Origin of the sequence: Bradyrhizobium sp. (genome assembly GCF_050014615.1) — a bacterium.
GTDB lineage: Bacteria > Pseudomonadota > Alphaproteobacteria > Rhizobiales > Xanthobacteraceae > Bradyrhizobium.
Genome location: NZ_JBEKCZ010000129.1, coordinates 1 through 17,910 on the forward strand (window position 1 = coordinate 1; position 17,910 = coordinate 17,910).

The window sequence follows — 17,910 nt, forward strand, 5'->3', positions numbered from 1 at the left end:
GCCACGGTGTTTGAACTGTTCAGGTCCGGACGTGCCCTGGGCACGGTCTTGCTGTGGGTCAGCTTCTTCTTCGCGTTCATGATTCTGGTGACGAATTCGTCCTGGAGCCCGATCTTGCTGCGCCGCGTCGGCATCGCCACCGAACAGACCGCATTGGCATTGGCGCTCTATAATTTCGGCTCATTGTTCGGTTCGGGGGCCGCGGGCCTGTTGCTCAGCCGTTTTGGCATTTTGCGCGTGCTGCCGCCGACCCTGGCGCTTGGCGCCCTCGCCTATGTGATGGTCGGATGGTCCGCGCCTTCGCTCGACGCGGTCATGGTGGCGCAGGGCCTGTTCGGGGTGCTGCTGGGTTGTGCGAGTTCGGGGCTGATCGCACAGTCCGCCATCTACTATCCGGTCGAGATCCGCTCAACGGGTGTCGGCTGGGCCACGGGGATCGGCCGGCTCGGATCGGTGGCGGGACCGCTGGTCGTCGGCCAGATGGTCGGTGCCCAATGGGACGTGCCGACGATCTTCGCCGTTGCCGGCGGCTCGGTGTTGATCGGCGCCGCGGCCAGTGCGCTGATGGGGCTGCTGCCGCGGGCCGGCACCTCCGGCTCACTCGCATCCGCCACAAGCCCTTCCTTGCACGCCTGATGGAACAGCCATGAGCAAATTGCAGCTTTCGGTCGCGATCGGCGACTATGATCGGATGCGTCCCTTGGTGGACGGCCTGGTGCCGATCGACGGCGTCGATGCGCAAATCATGCTGCTGGAGCCGGAGGAGATTTTCTTCCGCGCGTTCAGGCACGCGGATTTCGACATCTGCGAATTGTCGCTATCGAGCTACAGCGTCAAAACATCGGCGGGAACCAGCCCCTATATCGCGGTGCCGGTGTTCCCGTCCCGTGCCTTCCGGCATACCTCGATCTACGTTCGCACCGACCGGATCAAGTCGCCGGCCGATCTCAGGGGGCGCCGCATCGGGGTGCCGGAATATCAGCTCACCGCGAATATCTGGGTTCGCATGTTCCTGGAAGAAGACTACGGAATCCGGCCGTCCGACATCACCTGGGTTCGCGGCGGGTATGAGCACCCGGGACGGGTCGAGAAGATCAGTCTCAGCCTGCCTTCCGACGTGGTGGTGGAAAATGCTGGCCCCAACGACACTATTTCCGCGCTGCTGGCGAGTGGACAGATCGATGCGGTGATCGGCCCACGGGCTCCCTCGTGTTTCGACCACGGCCATCCCAACGTGGGCTATCTGTTTGCCGACCCGCAGCAGACCGCAGCCGAGTGGTATCGGCGGACCAAACTTTTTCCCATCATGCACACGCTCGGAATCCGCCGCTCGCTGGCCGAAAAGCATCCGTGGCTGCCGGTCGCGGTCTTCAAGGCGTTTGAACGCTCCAAGGCGATCGCACTCGCGAAGCTGGGCGACACCTCCGCCACCAAGGTGACGTTGCCCTTTGTGGAGGAGCAATTGCGGGCAGCGCGCTTGTTGATGGGCGAGGATTTCTGGTCCTACGGACTAGAACCGAACCGCAACGTCCTGACCCGATTCCTGCAGCGTCATCACGCCGAGGGATTATCGGCCCGGTTGCTCACGCCGGAAGATCTGTTCCATCCGGCTTCGCTGGAATTGCACAAGGTCTAAGGCGCCTGCTCCAGCGTCAGCCGCATGCCGTCATAGGCCGGGATGACATTGGGCGGCAGGCGCTGGCGCAGCACCTCATAATCCAGATCGGAATGCATGTTGGTGATCACGGCGCGACGCGGCTTGAAGCGGTCGATCCATGCCAGCGCGTCGTTGACGCTGAAGTGGCTGGGGTGTTGCGTATAACGCAGCCCGTCGATGATCCAGAGATCGAGGTTTTCCAGGAATGGCCAGCTCGCGGCCGGGATGTCGCTGACATCGGGCGTATAGGCGGCATCGGCGATGCGGTAGCCGAGTGCGGGAATATTGCCGTGCTGCAGAATGAACGCGGACAGCGTCACCGGACCGCCCTTCCCTTCGATGGTACGGCTTTCGCCGGCTTCGATGGCGTGATGATCCAGGATCGGCGGATAGTCACTGCCCGGTGGCGACACAAAGCAATAGGAAAACCGCAACAGGATGTGATCGGCGGTCGCGCGGTTCAGGTAGACCGGAATGCGCTTGCGCTGATGCAGCACCACCGAGCGCAGATCGTCGATCCCATGCGTTTGATCGGCGTGTTCGTGGGTCAGGAACACCGCATCGATATGATCGACATTGGCGTCGATCAATTGTTCGCGCAGATCGGGCGAGGTGTCGATCACGATCCGGGTAGTCCCATGATCGGAGGTTTGTTCGGCCAGCAGCGAACAGCGGCGACGGCGGTTTTTCGGATTGGTGGGATCGCACGCGCCCCAGCCGAGCGCCGGACGCGGAACGCCAGCCGATGATCCGCAGCCGAGTATCGTCAGGCTCAGCGTCATGCCGTCGTTTCCACAGGCGGCACCTTGCTGAACAGGCGGAAGAAATTCCCGGTGGTTTGACGGGAAATTTCCTCCAGCGAAACCCCGCGGGTCTCCGCCAGCACCCTGGCGATCTCGACCACATAGGAAGGCTCGTTGCGCTTGCCGCGGAATTTGCCGGGCGCCAGATACGGCGAGTCGGTCTCGACCATGATGCGATCGGCCGGCAGCTCGGCTGCGAGATCGCGCAAAGCTTGCGAGTTCTTGAAGGTCAAAATTCCCGTGAATGAAATCGACAGACCCAGGGCGATCGCCTTCATCGCGAGGTCACGCCCGCCGGTATAGCAATGCAGCACGGCCCGAAACGATCCCTTGGCCATCTCATCTTCAAGGACGCGGGCGCAGTCGTCATCGGCCTCGCGGGTATGAATCACCAGCGGCAGGCCGGTCGCACGCGCTGCCGTGATATGTACGCGAAAGCCGCGTTCCTGCGCTTCGCGGGAGCCGTGCTGGTAGAAATAATCCAGCCCGGCTTCGCCGAGGGCCACGACCTTGGGATGAGCGGTCAGTCCGATCAGCTCATCGGTGGGAATCCCGTCTTCTTCGTCGGCCTGATGCGGATGGGTGCCGACCGAGCAATAGACGTTGGGGAATCGCTCGGCGATCGCGAGCAGCGCGGCAAGGCGCCTCACCCGCGTCGAGATCGTGACAATACGCCCGATTCCCGCGGACGCGGCCCTCGCGACGATGCCATCGAGATCATCGGCGAAATCGGGGAAATCGAGATGGCAGTGGCTGTCGACAAGCATCGTGGTCAAACCGTTCAGGCCGCGGTCGGCTCAATATAGCGCGGAAAGATTCCGGTCGGCGCCGGCAGCGCGGTGCCGGGCTTGATGCGGGTACCGCCGCCCAGGAATTTGAAATCCCGCTGGTCGGCGGGAACGCCGAGCACGTCGAGCATCTTTGCGCACGATTCCGGCATCGCCGGCTGGGCCAGGATAGCGATCTGGCGAACCACTTCGGCGGTCACATACAGCACCGTCTTCTGTCGTTGTGGATCGGTTTTCGCCAGCGCCCACGGCGCCTCACCCGCGAAATAGCGGTTGGCTTCCGCCACCACGGCCCAGACCGCATTGAGGGCCAGATGAATTTGCTGGGTCGCCATCGCCGTTCGCGCCAGCCCGATCATGGCATCGGCCTGGGCCAGGATCGCGTTGTCGTGATCCGTGAAAGCACCCGGCTCGGGCAGCACGCCCCCGAGTTGCTTGGCGATCATCGACAATGAGCGTTGCGCCAGATTGCCGAGGTCGTTGGCGAGGTCGGCATTGATGCGGGCGACGATGGCTTCGTGATTGTAGCTGCCATCCTGTCCAAACGGCACCTCGCGCAGGAAGAAATAGCGCATCTGATCGACGCCGTATTGGTCGGCGAGGTTGAACGGGTCGACGACGTTGCCGACCGATTTCGACATCTTCTCGCCCCTGTTGAACAGAAAGCCATGGGCAAAGACGCGCTTCTGCAGCGGAATGCCGGCCGACATCAGGAACGCCGGCCAGTACACCGCGTGAAAACGAATGATGTCCTTGCCGATAATGTGGACGTCGGCCGGCCAGTAGCGCCAGTTCGAGTCGCTCTCATCGGGAAAGCCGACGCCGGTGATGTAATTGGTCAGGGCATCGACCCACACATACATGACGTGTTCGGGGGCGCCGGGCACCTTGACCCCCCAATCGAAGGTGGTTCGCGAAATCGACAGATCCCGCAAACCGCTTTTGACGAAGCTGACGACTTCGTTCTTGCGCGAGTCCGGGCCGATGAAGTCCGGCTGGTTCTGGTAAAGCGCCAGAAGCCTGTCCTGATAGGCGGACAGTTTGAAGAAGTAGCTCTTCTCCTCGACCCACTCTACAGGGGTGCCCTGTGGTCCGCGCCGCACCTCGTCGTCGCCGACAATGGTTTCGTCTTCGGCGTAATAGGCTTCGTCGCGCACCGAGTACCAGCCGGCGTAGCTGTCGAGATAGATGTCGCCGTTATCGGCCATCCGCTTCCAGATTTCCTGGCTGGAGCGATGATGTTGTTCTTCGGTGGTACGGATGAAGCGATCGAACGAGACGTTGAGGCGCCGGTCCATTTCCTTGAACCGGAGAGCATTGCGCGTCGCGACCTCCATCGTCGGCAATTTCTCGGATTCCGCGGTCTGCATCATCTTCAGCCCGTGCTCGTCGGTACCCGTGAGAAAAAACACATCCTTGCCGTCCAGCCGTTGAAAGCGGGCTAGAGCGTCGGTTGCGATCGCCTCATAGGCGTGCCCGATATGCGGCACGCCGTTGGGATACGCGATAGCCGTCGTGATGTAGTAAGTATCTCCGCGCGACGCTGCCGGCGCAGCCTTTATAACAGGAGTAACTTTTACTTTAGCGGTCTCTGGACTCGCTTTAGCGGGGTCTCGGCTCGGCTTCGTGACTGTAGTTTTGGCCGCGCGCGGTTGCTTCGGCGCCGAAACAGGGGTCCCTGATTTTGCTTTCCTCGAGGGCTTCCTGATCGATTTTTTTGAGGCCTTCTTTGTGGCCGGTTTCTTTGCAGGCTTCTTCGCGGTCTTCTTTGCGGTTTTCTTGGCTTTCTTTGCGGCGGTGTTGCTTTTTTTGGCGCGCTTTTTCGACACTGAGGCCTTGGCAGCGCGCGGCGATACCTTCTTGGTTTTTTTCTTCTTCGAAATTTTTTTCTTAGAAGCCACCGCTAATTCCTTTATGGCGCATACAAGATTGTCGGGATTGCAAGATTATCAGGATTGATGGTCGGCGGAGCGCTTTACCGCGTTGCTTTCGCAAGCAGCCCGAACACCGAGAAAACCAGCGGTTTTCGTTCAAGATTGTAGGCTTCGGTGTCGCGCGCGGCGCGGTTGATCTTTTCCCACACCTCCGCCAGCCGTGCAAGGCGGGGAAGGTTCGCATTGGCATTGGCCTCGTCGCTGTGCAGGCGTTCGCTGACCCAGCGATCGACGCCGTCGATAAAGGCCGCCAGCGCCACCCGGTCACTGCCGCCAAGCGCGTCGCCCAGGGCATGTAATTCGCGCGGATCGACCTGCGGCAGCGTCGCCAGCAGTGCCGCGGTCCGCTGCTGAAGTTTGACGGCGTCGCCGCCGAGCAGCGTGAGTGCGCGTGCGACGCTGCCCTCGGAGGCTTCTGCCGCCTCTGACAGCGCGGGGTCGTCGATGGCGATGTTGGCGGCCTGCGCCGCGGCCCGGATGACGTCGGCGGTGGCGAGCGGCCGCAACGCCAATTTGCGGCAGCGCGACAGGATGGTCGGCAGCACCCGTGCGGGCGCGTGGCTGACCAGCAGGAAGAGCGATTGGCGCGGCGGCTCCTCGAGAATCTTGAGCAGCGCGTTGGCGGCGTTGGGATTGAGTTCATCGACGGTATCGACGATGCAGACCCGCCAGCCTTCGACCGCGGCGGTAGAGCCGAAAAAGGAAATCGTCTCCCGGGTCTCATCGACCGTGATCACGGTGCGCATCACGCCCTTGTCGTTGAGGGTCCGCTCGAGCGTGAGCAGGCCGCCATGGGCGCCCGCCGCGACATGGCGCGCGACCGGATCGGACGGATCAACGTTCAACGTCTCGGCACCCTGCACATCCGGTGCAAGGGGATTGCGATGCGCGAGCACGAACCGCGCCATCCGGTAGGCCAGCGTCGCCTTGCCGATACCCAGCGCGCCCCCGATCAGCCAGGCATGCGGGATACGCCCGCTGCGATAGGCCTTCAGCAAGGCCATCTCGGCTTCGCGGTGCCCGAACAACGCGGTTGTCTCGCGTGGATGGGCAACCGTAACCCGCGGTTCGACCTGACGCGCGCTCATGCGGAACTGGCCAAATTGCCGACATCGGCCGTGAAAAAACGGTCGCGCAAGGCGGCCCACACGCTGGCGGCCACCGTGCCCGCGTCGGCGTTGGCGTCAATCAGCACGCATCGCTGCGGTTCGGCGGCGGCGATCTGGCGGTAAGCGTCGCGCAATTCCAGATGAAACTTGACGTCTTCCGCCTCGAATCGGTCGGGCGCGCCGGACCCGCGGCGGGCGGCCGCACGCTGCATGCCGATCTCTACCGGGATATCCAGGATAATCGTCAAATCCGGCTTGAGATCGCCGATCGTCACCCGCTCCATTGCATTGAGAATCGCGGGAGCCACCTGCCCCAGCCTGCCCTGATAGACGCGCGTCGAATCCGAGAACCGATCGCACAGCACCCATATTCCCTGGTTCAGCGCCGGCTGGATCACGGATCGCACATGGTCGTCGCGCGCCGCCGCAAACAACAGTGTTTCCGCGTCCGGGCCCAACAGCTTGCCCATTCCGGACAGCACCAGATGCCTGATGATCTCAGCTCCCGGCGATCCGCCGGGCTCGCGCGTGACAATGGCGCGCAGTTTGGCGGCATCCAGGCGCTCGCTCAGCGTCTTGATTTGGGTGGATTTGCCGGACCCCTCTCCGCCTTCAAAGGTGATGAATCGTCCGCGCCCGGGAGTTCGTTTGACCGCTGCCTCGGCCATCAGAGCTTCTCGGCGCCGGCGCGAAACATCCCGATCGCGAGTTCGCTCACGCCATCGATCGCGCGGCGCATCGTCGATCCCTTGCCGACCGGTTCCGCCGCATAGACCGGCGCTTCCACGGCGATGTTGGCGCCGCGCCAGACCTTGACGACGCCGACCTGAAGGCCGGACTCGATCGGCGCCCGCACCGGCCCGCTATAAATCACGCGCGCGATCAATTTATCGGTGCCGTTTTTCTGCACCATCACCTTGATCGGCTCACGGCTGGCGAGCTTTACCGAACGGCTCTCGCCGCCGAACACCTTGGCGTAGCCGACCGGCTGGTCCGCGGCGAACAACGTCCGCGCTTCAAAATTGCGAAATCCCCATTCGAGCATCTTCTTCGCCTCGGAGGCGCGATCGTCGGGATCGTCGAGGCCGTTGATGACGACGATCAGGCGGATGCCATTCTGCACCGCGGAGCCGACCATGCCGTAGCCGCCCTCCTTGGTATATCCGGTCTTGAGGCCGTCGGCACCATCGAGCGAAGTCAGCAGTGGATTGCGGTTGGGTTGCCGGATCTTGTTCCAGGTGAATTCGCGCTCGCCGAATAGTTTGTAAAAATCAGGATAGGTCTGGATCACGTAGCGCGCGAGTTTTGCGAGTTCGCGCACCGTCATCTTGTTGCCGGGATCGGGCAGACCGTTGGAATTGGCGAAGGTCGATCGCTCCAATCCGAGCTCGCGCGCGCGCTTGGTCATCATCTGCGCAAAACTGCCTTCGTTGCCGGCGATGCCCTCGGCCAGCACGATGCAGGCATCGTTGCCGCTCTGGATCAGCGCGCCGTGCAGCAGATCGTCCACGGAAATCTTGCTGTGAATGGGCGCAAACATCGTCGAGCCGCCGGCGGGGGCCCCGCCCTTGCGCCAGGCATATTCGCTGACACGATATTCATCGGTCAGTTTGACCTCGCCTTGCTGGACGGCATGGAAGACGACCTCCGCGGTCATCAGCTTCATCATGCTGGACGGCGCCCTCAACTCATCGGCGTTCTTCTCGAACAGCACGCTGCCGCTGGAGGCTTCGATCAGGATCGCGGTCGGCGCATCGCCGTCGAAGCCGCCCTCGTCTTTCTTGGCACCCTGAATGCTGTTGTTGGCGGCGTACACCAAGCCGCCCCACCCCACCGCCATGACAACAGCGGCCGCAATCAAGCCGCGCCAGAAGCTAGCGGTCGCGGACCTGGACTTGCGCGAGAGCGATGTCTTCACAGTCATTAGGATACCCTGAGGCCGGCGTTCTAACAGTTGGAAGTACCGGGAACAACACAGGTTTTAGGTGGCGTCGCGGGGCTGATCGGATGGCGGTGATGTTTCCGACAAACCGTCTATACTTTGACGGATCCCAAGCCATGACCGTAGCGCGAATCTCCCGACAAAATCGCGGAAACAAGGCGGAAAAGCGATGCAATCCTCACGCACCATTTCCGTCAACGGGATCGAGATATTTCTGCTCGAACAAGGCGACGGTCCACTGGTGCTGCTCTGCCATGGCTGGCCGGAACTGTCCTATTCCTGGCGGCATCAAATCCCGGCCATAGCGGCGGCTGGCTTCCGTGTTGTCGCACCCGATATGCGGGGCTTTGGCCGAACCAGCGCTCCCATGGAGATCGAGGCGTACAGCATCTTCGACCACGTCGGCGATATGGTCGGGCTGGTCGCGGCGCTCGGGGAACAGCAGGCCGTCATTATCGGCCATGATTGGGGCGCGCCGGTGGCCTGGCATGCGGCGATGTTCCGGCCCGATGTCTTCACTGCGGTTGCGGGCTTGAGCGTGCCCCCGCCTTTTCGGGGGCGACGCCGGCCGCTCGATAGTTTGCGCGACATCGGCATCCGCAATTTCTATTGGCAGTATTTTCAGACGCCAGGGATCGCAGAACGCGAATTGGAGCGTGACGTCGACTTGACCATGCGAACCCTGCTGGGGCGCGGATTTTCCGACCCCTTGACATCTTTATTCGTCGAGGACGGCAAGGGCTTTCTTGGCGATGTCAGCGCCGTCCGGCCGCTGCCGGATTGGCTCAGCGAAGCCGAGGTGTGCTATTTCAGCGATATTTACCGGAAGACCGGTTTCCGTGGCGGGCTCAATTGGTACCGCAACATCGACCGCAACTGGGAACTGACCGCGCCGTGGCAAGGCGCGTTGATCGTTCAGCCATCCCTGTTCATTGCCGGATCGAACGACGCTGTTATCACCGGCCTGATCGGCGGCAAGCGTGTCGACGACATGGAGCGGATTCTGCCGAACCTCAAGCAAAAGCTCATCATCGATGGCGCCGGCCACTGGGTTCAGCAGGAACGCGCTGCCGAGGTCAACGCGGCGCTGATCGTATTTCTAAGGGAGAATAGCCGATAAGCCGGCGACAGACCGCTCAATAAAGCCCGCGTCCCGCCAGCAATTCGCTGGGGCCGCGCGGATCGATCGGGGCATAGGCGGAGACCGCCCCGACGTCAGGCGTATAGCGATCATCATTGTCATACGACACAGCGCGCGGATTTTCCAGAACGCGGCTGCTTGAACGTGATCGCGCGGAAGCCGACAGCTCCGATGTCGCCGATATCGACGCCTGATCCGCCGACGTATTGCCGAGACTATAGGGCCTGCCCTCCGGCATCGGAACCTCGCCCCGGATCGGACGGGCCGATGCTGACAATTCCGGAACGAACGGACGGGCGGATGCGACGCGGACCAGCGATGGCGATGGTGCCGGCACGCCGGTGCGCAATGTCGCCATCAACTGACGATCGTCGGAGCCTTCGAGCGGTGCCCGACCGACATATTCGACCCGCACCCGCGCCACGCCATTGCCCTTGAATTCGAGCAGTTCGGCGGCCCGGCTGGAGACGTCCATCACCCGGTTGCCGTGATAGGGTCCCCGGTCGTTGACGCGGACAATCAGGGATTTGCCATTGCTGAGATTGGTAACGCGCGCATAACACGGCATTGGAAGCGTTGGATGGGCCGCGGACAGCGAAGCCATGTCGAACACTTCGCCATTGGCGGTCAGGCGACCGTGGAAGTCATCGCCGTACCAGGAAGCCAGGCCTTCCTCGCGATAATTGACGTCTTCTTCGGGGACATAGACCCGTCCCGCGACGGTGTAGGGCTTGCCGACGCGGTAGGTGCCACCGCCCTTGGGCACGGGTTCCCCGAACGCAACCACCCGGGGGCTGCTGGAAACGCCATATTTGGGATCGACCCGGCTGGACAGGCCCGACGAGGCACAATTGGCGAGAACAAGGCACGTCGCCACGGCTGCAGCGCCTCGCGCCGCCCGGAAAACCGGATCTGACCGTCGAATCCCCATACGCCCCAATTACCATTCCAGCGGCCGTGTGCCTACTTCAGGCGCCCAGCAGCCGTGCGTCCCCGATGCGGCCCATTTCCGCATCAACGTATGAACATACCGCAGCCCGAACACGGCGGAAATGGGGAGAGCGCGGGGGTGGTGAATCAATCGTTGATTTTGCGGCCGTTTGCGTCCCGTTTCCAAGGGGGCGGTGAAATAGGTCCAGTCTGGGGGAAAGCGCCCTACCCCCATGTCAGGCCGGTTCCCCTGCCGGCTTGAGAATGGACCAGTTGGTTCGTCGCCTCGCCGAGATACATCGACAGCCGGAATCTTGTGCAGCACATTTACAGGCGGCCAATGCGGCTGCCCGGGGCGGAAAGCATCAGGCGGCCTTAGCCGCTTCAACTGGTTCGTTCGACAACAGCATGACCGCCGATGCCGTGTTCGAGATCGGAATGTGATAGGAACGGCGCAGCTCCTTCACCCGTCCCAGCATCGCCGCACGCGCCGCGATCCAGCACATCACCTCCACGCCCTGCGCGCCGGCCTTCTCGACGACGTCGAGCGCCGAATATTTATTAAGCGCGGAGACGTCGCCCGCGATCGCATCCATACATTCTTGATCGAAAGCCTTGTTGATGAAGCCCGCCCTCTCGCCGTCGAGCTGGTGCGACAGGCCGCCGCTGCCGAGAACGAGTACTCTCGTGTTCTCACCATAGGATTCGATCGCCCGGCCGACCGCTCTGCCGAGATCGTAGCAGCGCTTCGGACCCGGCAGCGGATGCTGGATCGAATTGATGACGATCGGCACGATGCGCACCGGCCAATTGCTGTCCGGATACATCAGCAGCATCGGATTGGTGATCGCGTGATCGACCGTCATTTCCTGACACATGACCGGATCAAAGCCGTCCGCGACGATGCTGTTGACGATGTGCCACGACAGTTTCAGATCGCCCTTGAACGACGACGTCGTCGGAATGCCCCAGCCCTCGTCCTCGCTGACGTATTCGGACGCTGCGCCCACGGCGAAGATCGGCATCTTGTCGAGGAAGAAGTTGAGGCCGTGGTCATTGTAGAAGAACACGACCACGTCGGGCTTTTCCCTGCCGATCCACTCGCGCACCGGCGGGAAGGCGTCAAAGAACGGCTTCCAGTACGGCTCGTTCTGCTGCTTTTTCGCAATGGCGTTGCCGATCGCCGGCACGTGCGACGTAAAGAAACCTCCGATGATTCGAGCCATTATTGCCTCCCGGCGTCCAGAAGTTTCTGTTTGAAAGCCTCGACCGACATGCCGGTCTGCTGTGCGCCGATGTCCTGAACACCGAGGCCGAGAATGCCGGCGAGCTTGGCCAAGTAATAGGCGTTGCCGCCGGCCTCGATCATCTTCAGCACGCTGCCGGTGGCGAGCGCGGCCCGCTGTTCGGCCGTCAGCTTGTACTTGTCGAGGTAAGCGCCCTGATCGGCAAGGAATTCCTTGCGGTTTTCAGCGCGATTGAAAGAGTAGCACATCTTATTGAGCTGGTAACCCTTGGCCGCCTGCTCTCCGTCGAACACAGTGGTGCCTGCGATTTCACGTTTTTGCGCCATGGCGCGCCTCCCTTGTCTCCCTCGGCCCTATCAGGTCGAAGTTTCCGCGTGCGGACCTTGATCTGGCGCAACTTTTTATTTCTTACGTGATCGCTGGCCGGCGCGAATTGTTCTGGATCAAATTCGAGGCACGCCGGACCGGTTCGCTAGAACGGCAGTCCGACATAGTTTTCCGCCAGCGATCGAAGTGCGGCCTCGGACGAAAACAGGTATGCCATATCGGTTTCCTGCAGTTTGTCATCATAGGGGATGTTGTTCGGGAAGCGGTGCAGCAGCATGGTCATCCACCATGAAAAACGCTGCGCCTTCCAGACCCGCGCCAGCGCCTTGTTCGAATAGCCGTCAAGGCCTGCATCGTCGCCTTTTTTGTAGTGATCGACCATGGCGTGATAGAGGTAATAGATATCGGAGGCCGCGCTGTTGAGCCCGCGCGCGCCGGTCGGCGGCACGATATGTGCGGCATCGCCGGCGAGAAACAGCCGGCCATAGCGCATCGGCTCGGCCACGAAGCTGCGCAACGGTGCAATGCTTTTCTCGATCGACGGGCCAGTGATCAGCCCGGCGGCAACCTCGAGCGGCAGGCGGCGCCTGAGCTCGGACCAGAATGCGTCGTCGGACCAATCCTCGGTCGTATCCGTCAGCGGCACCTGGATATAGTAGCGGCTCAGCACCTGCGAGCGCAGCGAGCAAAGCGCGAACCCGCGCTCGTGCTTGGCATAGATCAGTTCGGGCGACACCGGCTGGGTGCGCGACAATACACCCAGCCAGCCGAATGGATAGATCCGTTCATATTCGCGCAGAAGCTCCTTTGGGATCGATTTGCGGCTGACCCCGTGGAAACCATCGGCGCCGATCACATAGTCGCAATCGAAGCGAATGACCTGGTCGCCGTCGCGATAGGTGACGTATGGCGCATCGGAATTCAGGTCATGAGGAGTTACGTCTTCGGCGTTGTGGATAACGTTGCCCCTCATCCGGTCGCGCGCCTCGTAGAGGTCGCGTGTCAGCTCGGTCTGACCGTAGACCACCACCGAACTGCCGCCCGAATGTTTGAACAGGTCGACGCGATCCATCCTGCCATCATGGGCGACGTGGAAACCCTTGTGTATTTCGCCCTCGCGGTCCATGCGCTCGCCGCACTGGGCCTCGCGCATCAACCGGGCAAAACCGTGCTCCAGCACGCCCGCGCGAATTCGTGCCAAAACGTATTCGCGGCTGTACTTTTCGAGCACCACGTTCTCGATGCCCTGCAAATGCAAGAGCTGGGAAAGCAGCAGGCCTGACGGCCCGCCGCCGATGATACAAACCTGGACTTTCATGCGATCCTCCCTTGATTTTGGACGAATCTACCGGCTTTTTGGTTGCCCAGAATGGACAGACTTGGCTTTGTCTTGGAGGATTCGAACATGATCGAGGCCCCGGCGAACCGAACTATTCGGACCTACAACCTGTTCGGCGAGGCGAACGATTTGCCCGACGTCGTGCATTGCGAAACCATCGCAGCACGCTCGGTGCTGCACGAATGGGAATTCGCGCCGCACCGGCATGCGCGGCTGCATCAGTTTCTACTGATCGAGCGCGGTGGCGGACAGGCAACGCTTGAGGGACGGACCCACGCGCTGCGGCCGATGCGGGTGGTCAATGTGCCGATCGGCGATGTCCACGGCTTCATTTTCAAACCGGGAACCCAGGGCTGGGTCGTCACGATCGCCGCGGAAATGCTGGAAGAAGTGCTGACGCCGTCCGAAGGCTTGCGGGGGGTTCTGGCGCATGCGGCCGTCGTGCGGGCGACACCGCAGGTCCGCGTCACCATGAAACAGATATTCGCCGAATTTGCCGGAAGGCATTTTGCCAGGGCGCATATCCTGCGGGCTTTGTCCGGAGCCCTGATCGGCCTTGTGGCCCGCGAGCTGGCCGGCAGGCGGCGGATGCCGGGCGGCACGGTGAAATCCGACCAGGTCCAGCGGTTCGAGGCGCTGCTTGAACGACATTTTCTGCAGCACTGGACCGTATCCGACTATGCGGCCGCGCTGTCGATCACATCGACGCATCTAAGCCGCTTGACCCGTTCGGCGACCGGGCACGCGGCGTCGCACCTGATCCTCGATCGGATCATCCGCGAGGCGCGGCGCAATCTCGTGTATACCAACCTGCCAATCTCGACGATCGCCTACGCGCTCGGCTTCAACGATCCGGCCTATTTCAGCCGGGTGTTTTGCGGGGCGACGGGGGTGTCGCCGCGCGGTTTCCGCGACAAGGTGCACAGCACCGCCTAGGCACGGCGCGCCGACGTCAGCCGACCGCGAGTTGTTGTTCAAGCCCGTGCAGCACTTGATAGCACGGCAGCACCTGAGCAAGGCTCCCGTTCGGCTCGCGGCCCTCGCGGATCGCGGCGAAGAACTCGCGATCCTGCAGTTCGATCCCGTTCATCGACACGTCGACCTTTGACACATCGATCTTTTCATCCTTGCCATTAAAGAGGTCGTCATACCGCGCGATGTAGGTGCCGGTGTCGCCGATGTAGCGAAAAACCGTGCCGAGCGGGCCGTCATTGTTAAACGACAGGCTGAGCGTGCAAATCGCGCCATTGGCAGCCTTGAGCTGGATCGACATGTCCATCGCGATTCCGAGCGCCGGATGGATCGGCCCCTGGATGGCGTTGGCCTTCACGATCGGCGAACGCGCCTGGTAGGCAAACAGATCCACCGTATGAGCAGCATGGTGCCATAGCAGGTGGTCGGTCCAGCTGCGCGGTTGCCCCAGCGCATTGATGTTCGATCGGCGGAAGAAGAATGTCTGCACATCCATCTGCTGGATGCTGAGGTCCCCGGCCACGATCTTTCGATGCACCCATTGATGGCTGGGATTGAACCGACGCGTGTGGCCGCACATTGCGATGCGCCCAGTCTCCCTCTGCACGGCATTGACGGCCTGCGCGTCGCGCCAGGAATCGGCAAGCGGAATCTCGACCTGTACATGCTTGCCGGCTTTCAGGCAGGCGATGGACTGCGCCGCGTGCATCTGGGTCGGCGTGCAGAGGATTACCGCATCGACCTCCTTGAGCGCGAGGCTGTCGGCGAGTTCTGTCGAGACGTGGGCAACGCCGTATTTGGCGGCGACATCCCTGGTGGCGTCGAGCCGGCGGCCGACCAGCGACACGACTTCGACGCCTTCGATGTTCTTGATGCCGTCGAGATGCTTGATGCCGAACGCGCCGGCCCCGGCAAGGGCCACTTTGATTGTCTTGGTCACGCCATCTGTTCTCCAAAAATCAGCGGATCCATATCCCTGCCGGATCTGCCGCTGCACCAGGCAAGCTGCTTGAGATTCACGATAGGCCTGAGAGAATCCAGCCTTCATGGCTCAAGCATTTAAGATGAATCCTGGAAAACAGATTTGACCTGCCGCAAATCGCCAGACCGGCCCTTGTTCAAAGCCCGTTCTTGCCCCCGAGGATGCCAAGTGCTTGATCCCTGGGGCAACGGAAGGGTGGGATGGGCGGAAGCTGTTTTCGGTAGTTTGGGGCCAAAATCCTCATGAGCGATTCACCCGGCAGCGGGAGACGAAGACGGCGCCCCACGGCAGGCGCTTTAGGCTAAAGACCGGTCAAGACGCGCACCGCCTTGGCAGCAGCTGACGCCCGATTTTCCACACTGATCTTGAGATAGATTTGATCGAGATATTTGTTGACGGTTCGATGGCTCAGCCCAAGAATCTCGGCAATGTCGCGATTGGACTTGCCTGCTGCGATCCAGAGCAGCACGTCGGTTTCGCGATCCGTCAACGCAAAGGCGCGCCGCAGCGCCGATTTATCCGCCTCAGCTTCCGCGATCGCCAATCGGAGCAGGATTTCTCCGTCCGACACCTTTCCGACATAGATGATTTCCAGCGAGCGATCGCCGACTTTCATTTTTGTGCTTGGGGCATGCCCATTGGGCGGCGGGCTCAAACAAGCTGCAAGTTCTGATGGCACCGTGAAAGCTCCGGCGGCGTCATCACTGAACACCTCCCTGAGCAGACGGGTCGCCTGGGGCGTGCTCCAGACCGTGCGACCGGTGCTATCGACAGCGATGAGGAAGCGCCCGGTCAGATCCAGGGCTGTGCGAGCGCTCCGTACGCTTTGGGCGGTGGCAAGGTGGCGCTGTATCCGGGGCAACAATTCGTCAGGAATCACGGGCTTGGTCACGTAATCGACGCCGCCGGCCTGAAAGCCGCGGATAATATCCTCGGACTCACTCAGTCCGGTCATGAAGATGACCGGCAGATCGACATAAAAATTATTGGCCTTGAGCCTCCGGCAGGTCTCAAATCCGTCGATGCCGGGCATCACGGCATCCATCAGGACCAAGTCCGGCGCGACGCGATCCACCAGGGTCATGGCGGCCAGACCATTGAGGGCCACCAGCACGGTGAACCCCGCGTCTTCAAGCGCGTCGGTGAGGAAATTCAGGGATTCCACCGAATCGTCGACGATCAACAGCGTCTCGCGACTCTTCATGTGTGCGGCCCTAGTTCGATAAATTCTGAAAGGACCGCGATATATTGCGGAAAATCCAGATCTCGCGACAACGGCTCGAGGCGATCGACCAGCCACCGGTAGTCCTGCGACTGGGACGCAATGTCCGACAGCTTCTCGCGAATGCCGCGGACATAGCCAATTTCACCGAGCCGACGCAGGTCGATCAGTTCACGCAGATGCGGCAGCCTGCGGTCGATCAGCGCGACGTCAGTGCCGTCGCGGGCACCGTCGGGAGTCTCGGAGTCAGTGTCCACGATCCATTCGATATCCAGCAGATCGGCGATGGTCTGCAACAGGCTCCCGATATAGAAGGGCTTGATATGCGCGGCGTCGTAATGCTTGGTCGCGGCGCGCTTGGCGTCAATCTCGAAGGCGCTGCCCGAAAGCATGACGATGCGCGTCGAGGGTGACACCCGTTCGCGAAGCTCGGCCGCCACGTGCCATCCGCTCATTCCCGGCATCGCGATGTCGAGCAGGACGAGGTCCGGCCTTTGCTCCCGCGCGATGTCCAGGCAGGCGATACCCGAATCGACGACGGTCACCCCAAAGCCCAGCGGACCAAGAATCTCGACCATGATCGCGCAATGGGTTCGGTCGTCGTCGGCGACCATGATCGAGCGCCGGCGGCCTTTATAGCCCCTGATATTGGCGTGCGATTTCGGCGGCGCGCTCGGATAAGTCACCTCCGAAAGCAGCAAGCGCACGTTGAAAACGCTGCCCTTGCCAAGCTCACTGGTGAGGCCGATCTTGCCTCCCATGACCTGTACCAGCATCTTGGTGATCGTGAGACCTAACCCGATCCCCGGAACAGCCGCGCCGTTCGGCTGCTGGACGCGTTCGAAGGGTTCAAAAATCCGGACTTGATCCTCGGGGCGAATCCCCGGCCCGGTATCGGATACCTGGATTTCGGCGAACATGTTTCGATAGCGGATTTGAAAGGAAACACGACCTCGCTGGGTGTATTTTACCGCGTTGGACAAAAGGTTGATGACAATCTGCCGCAACCGCCGCCCGTCACCATACACAGCCTGCGGAATCGGACCCAGGATATCGAAGTGAAACTCGATGCCTTTGGTGTTGGCCTGAAGCCGGAACATGTCCGCGAGCTGTTCCAGTATCTCGCGAAGATGCAGTTCCTCGCGGTGCAGATAAAGCTGTCCGGACTCGATCTTGGAAATATCCAAAAGCCCATCGACCAGCCCCGACATGTGCTCGGCGCTGCGACGAACCACATTGATGGCATTCTTGCGATGCGCCGGAATCGATGGATCGTTGGTCAGGATCTGACCATAGCCGAGCACCGCGTTGAGCGGCGAGCGCAGCTCGTGGCTGATGCCGATCATGTAACGGCTCTTGGCGAGATTGGCCGCCTCGGCTACGTCCTTGGCCTTCTGCAGCTCCGCGTTCGACGCCTGCAATGCGGCATCGGTGCGGGTATGGGCGTCGATTTCCTCGATCAGCAAGGTGGTTTGCCGTTCGGATTCTTCCTGTGCCAGGGTGCGGCTCTCGCGGGC

Annotated in this window: 17 protein-coding genes; 4 read left to right on the top strand and 13 right to left on the bottom strand. The window is 61.5% G+C overall.

Translation table 11 applies throughout. From position 1 onward, the window contains the following. Window positions 1-636, top strand: a 636-nt coding sequence (locus ABR948_RS20080) for an MFS transporter (protein WP_428121151.1), incomplete at its 5' end; no start/stop codon positions are given. 10 nt (window positions 637-646) lie between these two features. Further along, on the top strand, window positions 647-1,636 hold the full coding sequence (locus ABR948_RS20085) for an ABC transporter substrate-binding protein (protein WP_428121153.1): 990 nt from the start codon (window positions 647-649) through the stop codon (window positions 1,634-1,636). Here ABR948_RS20085 and ABR948_RS20090 read toward each other — a convergent pair. The 6 genes from ABR948_RS20090 to ABR948_RS20115 are packed head-to-tail and all read right to left on the bottom strand — an operon-like array spanning window position 1,633 to window position 8,215. Next, window positions 1,633-2,439, bottom strand: coding sequence for an MBL fold metallo-hydrolase (locus ABR948_RS20090; RefSeq protein WP_428121155.1), 807 nt, complete (start codon window positions 2,437-2,439; stop codon window positions 1,633-1,635). The two genes, ABR948_RS20085 and ABR948_RS20090, sit on opposite strands and share 4 nt — an antisense overlap. Further along, a complete protein-coding gene (locus tag ABR948_RS20095) occupies window positions 2,436-3,227 on the bottom strand; it encodes a TatD family hydrolase (RefSeq protein ID WP_428121158.1) in 792 nt (263 codons plus the stop codon). The genes ABR948_RS20090 and ABR948_RS20095 overlap by 4 nt, the downstream gene beginning before the upstream one ends. A 14-nt stretch (window positions 3,228-3,241) precedes the next feature. Continuing rightward, window positions 3,242-5,164 carry a methionine--tRNA ligase gene (gene metG, locus ABR948_RS20100; RefSeq protein WP_428121192.1) on the bottom strand — a complete coding sequence of 641 codons (1,923 nt, stop codon included), beginning with the start codon at window positions 5,162-5,164 and terminating at the stop codon, window positions 3,242-3,244. A 59-nt stretch (window positions 5,165-5,223) separates the two neighbouring features. Next, on the bottom strand, window positions 5,224-6,270 hold the full coding sequence (locus ABR948_RS20105) for a DNA polymerase III subunit delta' (protein ID WP_428121160.1): 1,047 nt from the start codon (window positions 6,268-6,270) through the stop codon (window positions 5,224-5,226). Beyond that, window positions 6,267-6,959, bottom strand: coding sequence for a dTMP kinase (gene tmk, locus ABR948_RS20110; protein ID WP_428121163.1), 693 nt, complete (start codon window positions 6,957-6,959; stop codon window positions 6,267-6,269). Before tmk ends, ABR948_RS20105 begins: the two co-directional genes overlap by 4 nt. After that, entirely contained in the window at window positions 6,959-8,215 is a 1,257-nt protein-coding gene (locus ABR948_RS20115) for a D-alanyl-D-alanine carboxypeptidase family protein (protein ID WP_428121166.1), read from the bottom strand. Before ABR948_RS20115 ends, tmk begins: the two co-directional genes overlap by 1 nt. A 187-nt stretch (window positions 8,216-8,402) precedes the next feature. On the opposite strand from ABR948_RS20115, the gene ABR948_RS20120 reads away from it, so the two are divergent. Further along, window positions 8,403-9,353, top strand: coding sequence for an alpha/beta fold hydrolase (locus tag ABR948_RS20120; RefSeq protein ID WP_428121168.1), 951 nt, complete (start codon window positions 8,403-8,405; stop codon window positions 9,351-9,353). Between the two features lie 16 nt (window positions 9,354-9,369). Here ABR948_RS20120 and ABR948_RS20125 read toward each other — a convergent pair whose 3' ends face one another. The 4 genes from ABR948_RS20125 to pobA all read right to left on the bottom strand — a co-directional run bounded on the left by ABR948_RS20125 (window position 9,370) and on the right by pobA (window position 13,196). Beyond that, complete coding sequence (locus ABR948_RS20125; protein ID WP_428121170.1) at window positions 9,370-10,305, bottom strand: septal ring lytic transglycosylase RlpA family protein; 936 nt, start codon at window positions 10,303-10,305, stop codon at window positions 9,370-9,372. A gap of 364 nt (window positions 10,306-10,669) precedes the next feature. Beyond that, on the bottom strand, window positions 10,670-11,530 hold the full coding sequence (locus ABR948_RS20130) for a class III extradiol dioxygenase family protein (protein WP_428121172.1): 861 nt from the start codon (window positions 11,528-11,530) through the stop codon (window positions 10,670-10,672). After that, window positions 11,530-11,877: a protocatechuate 4,5-dioxygenase subunit alpha gene (locus tag ABR948_RS20135; RefSeq protein WP_428121175.1), complete on the bottom strand. Its 348-nt coding sequence runs from the start codon at window positions 11,875-11,877 to the stop codon at window positions 11,530-11,532. The genes ABR948_RS20130 and ABR948_RS20135 overlap by 1 nt, the downstream gene beginning before the upstream one ends. Window positions 11,878-12,023: 146 nt before the next feature. Further along, window positions 12,024-13,196, bottom strand: a complete 1,173-nt coding sequence (gene pobA / locus ABR948_RS20140) for a 4-hydroxybenzoate 3-monooxygenase (protein WP_428121177.1) — start codon at window positions 13,194-13,196, stop codon at window positions 12,024-12,026. A gap of 51 nt (window positions 13,197-13,247) precedes the next feature. Here pobA and ABR948_RS20145 point away from each other — a divergent pair, with 51 nt between their 5' ends. Then, window positions 13,248-14,153: a helix-turn-helix domain-containing protein gene (locus ABR948_RS20145; protein WP_428121179.1), complete on the top strand. Its 906-nt coding sequence runs from the start codon at window positions 13,248-13,250 to the stop codon at window positions 14,151-14,153. Window positions 14,154-14,169: 16 nt separating this feature from the next. Here ABR948_RS20145 and ABR948_RS20150 read toward each other — a convergent pair whose 3' ends face one another. The 3 genes from ABR948_RS20150 to ABR948_RS20160 all read right to left on the bottom strand — a co-directional run. Then, the gene (locus ABR948_RS20150; RefSeq protein WP_428121183.1) at window positions 14,170-15,129 is read right to left on the bottom strand and encodes a Gfo/Idh/MocA family oxidoreductase; all 960 of its coding nucleotides are present in this window, start codon (window positions 15,127-15,129) and stop codon (window positions 14,170-14,172) included. 343 nt (window positions 15,130-15,472) lie between these two features. Continuing rightward, window positions 15,473-16,375, bottom strand: coding sequence for a response regulator (locus tag ABR948_RS20155; protein WP_428121186.1), 903 nt, complete (start codon window positions 16,373-16,375; stop codon window positions 15,473-15,475). Next, window positions 16,372-17,910: ATP-binding response regulator (locus ABR948_RS20160; RefSeq protein ID WP_428121189.1), on the bottom strand; the 1,539-nt coding region annotated here is incomplete at its 5' end. The genes ABR948_RS20160 and ABR948_RS20155, both read right to left, overlap by 4 nt.

Excerpts from the sequence above, each read along its gene's own strand:
- pobA (WP_428121177.1), bottom strand. The coding sequence starts at position 13,196 with ATGAAAGTCCAGGTTTGTATCATCGGCGGCGGGCCGTCAGGCCTGCTG.
- ABR948_RS20155 (WP_428121186.1), bottom strand. The coding sequence starts at position 16,375 with ATGAAGAGTCGCGAGACGCTGTTGATCGTCGACGATTCGGTGGAATCC.
- ABR948_RS20135 (WP_428121175.1), bottom strand. The coding sequence starts at position 11,877 with ATGGCGCAAAAACGTGAAATCGCAGGCACCACTGTGTTCGACGGAGAG.
- ABR948_RS20085 (WP_428121153.1), top strand. The coding sequence starts at position 647 with ATGAGCAAATTGCAGCTTTCGGTCGCGATCGGCGACTATGATCGGATG.
- ABR948_RS20120 (WP_428121168.1), top strand. The coding sequence starts at position 8,403 with ATGCAATCCTCACGCACCATTTCCGTCAACGGGATCGAGATATTTCTG.
- ABR948_RS20145 (WP_428121179.1), top strand. The coding sequence starts at position 13,248 with ATGGACAGACTTGGCTTTGTCTTGGAGGATTCGAACATGATCGAGGCC.
- ABR948_RS20125 (WP_428121170.1), bottom strand. The coding sequence starts at position 10,305 with ATGGGGATTCGACGGTCAGATCCGGTTTTCCGGGCGGCGCGAGGCGCT.
- ABR948_RS20090 (WP_428121155.1), bottom strand. The coding sequence starts at position 2,439 with ATGACGCTGAGCCTGACGATACTCGGCTGCGGATCATCGGCTGGCGTT.
- ABR948_RS20130 (WP_428121172.1), bottom strand. The coding sequence starts at position 11,530 with ATGGCTCGAATCATCGGAGGTTTCTTTACGTCGCACGTGCCGGCGATC.
- ABR948_RS20095 (WP_428121158.1), bottom strand. The coding sequence starts at position 3,227 with ATGCTTGTCGACAGCCACTGCCATCTCGATTTCCCCGATTTCGCCGAT.
- ABR948_RS20115 (WP_428121166.1), bottom strand. The coding sequence starts at position 8,215 with ATGACTGTGAAGACATCGCTCTCGCGCAAGTCCAGGTCCGCGACCGCT.
- tmk (WP_428121163.1), bottom strand. The coding sequence starts at position 6,959 with ATGGCCGAGGCAGCGGTCAAACGAACTCCCGGGCGCGGACGATTCATC.
- ABR948_RS20105 (WP_428121160.1), bottom strand. The coding sequence starts at position 6,270 with ATGAGCGCGCGTCAGGTCGAACCGCGGGTTACGGTTGCCCATCCACGC.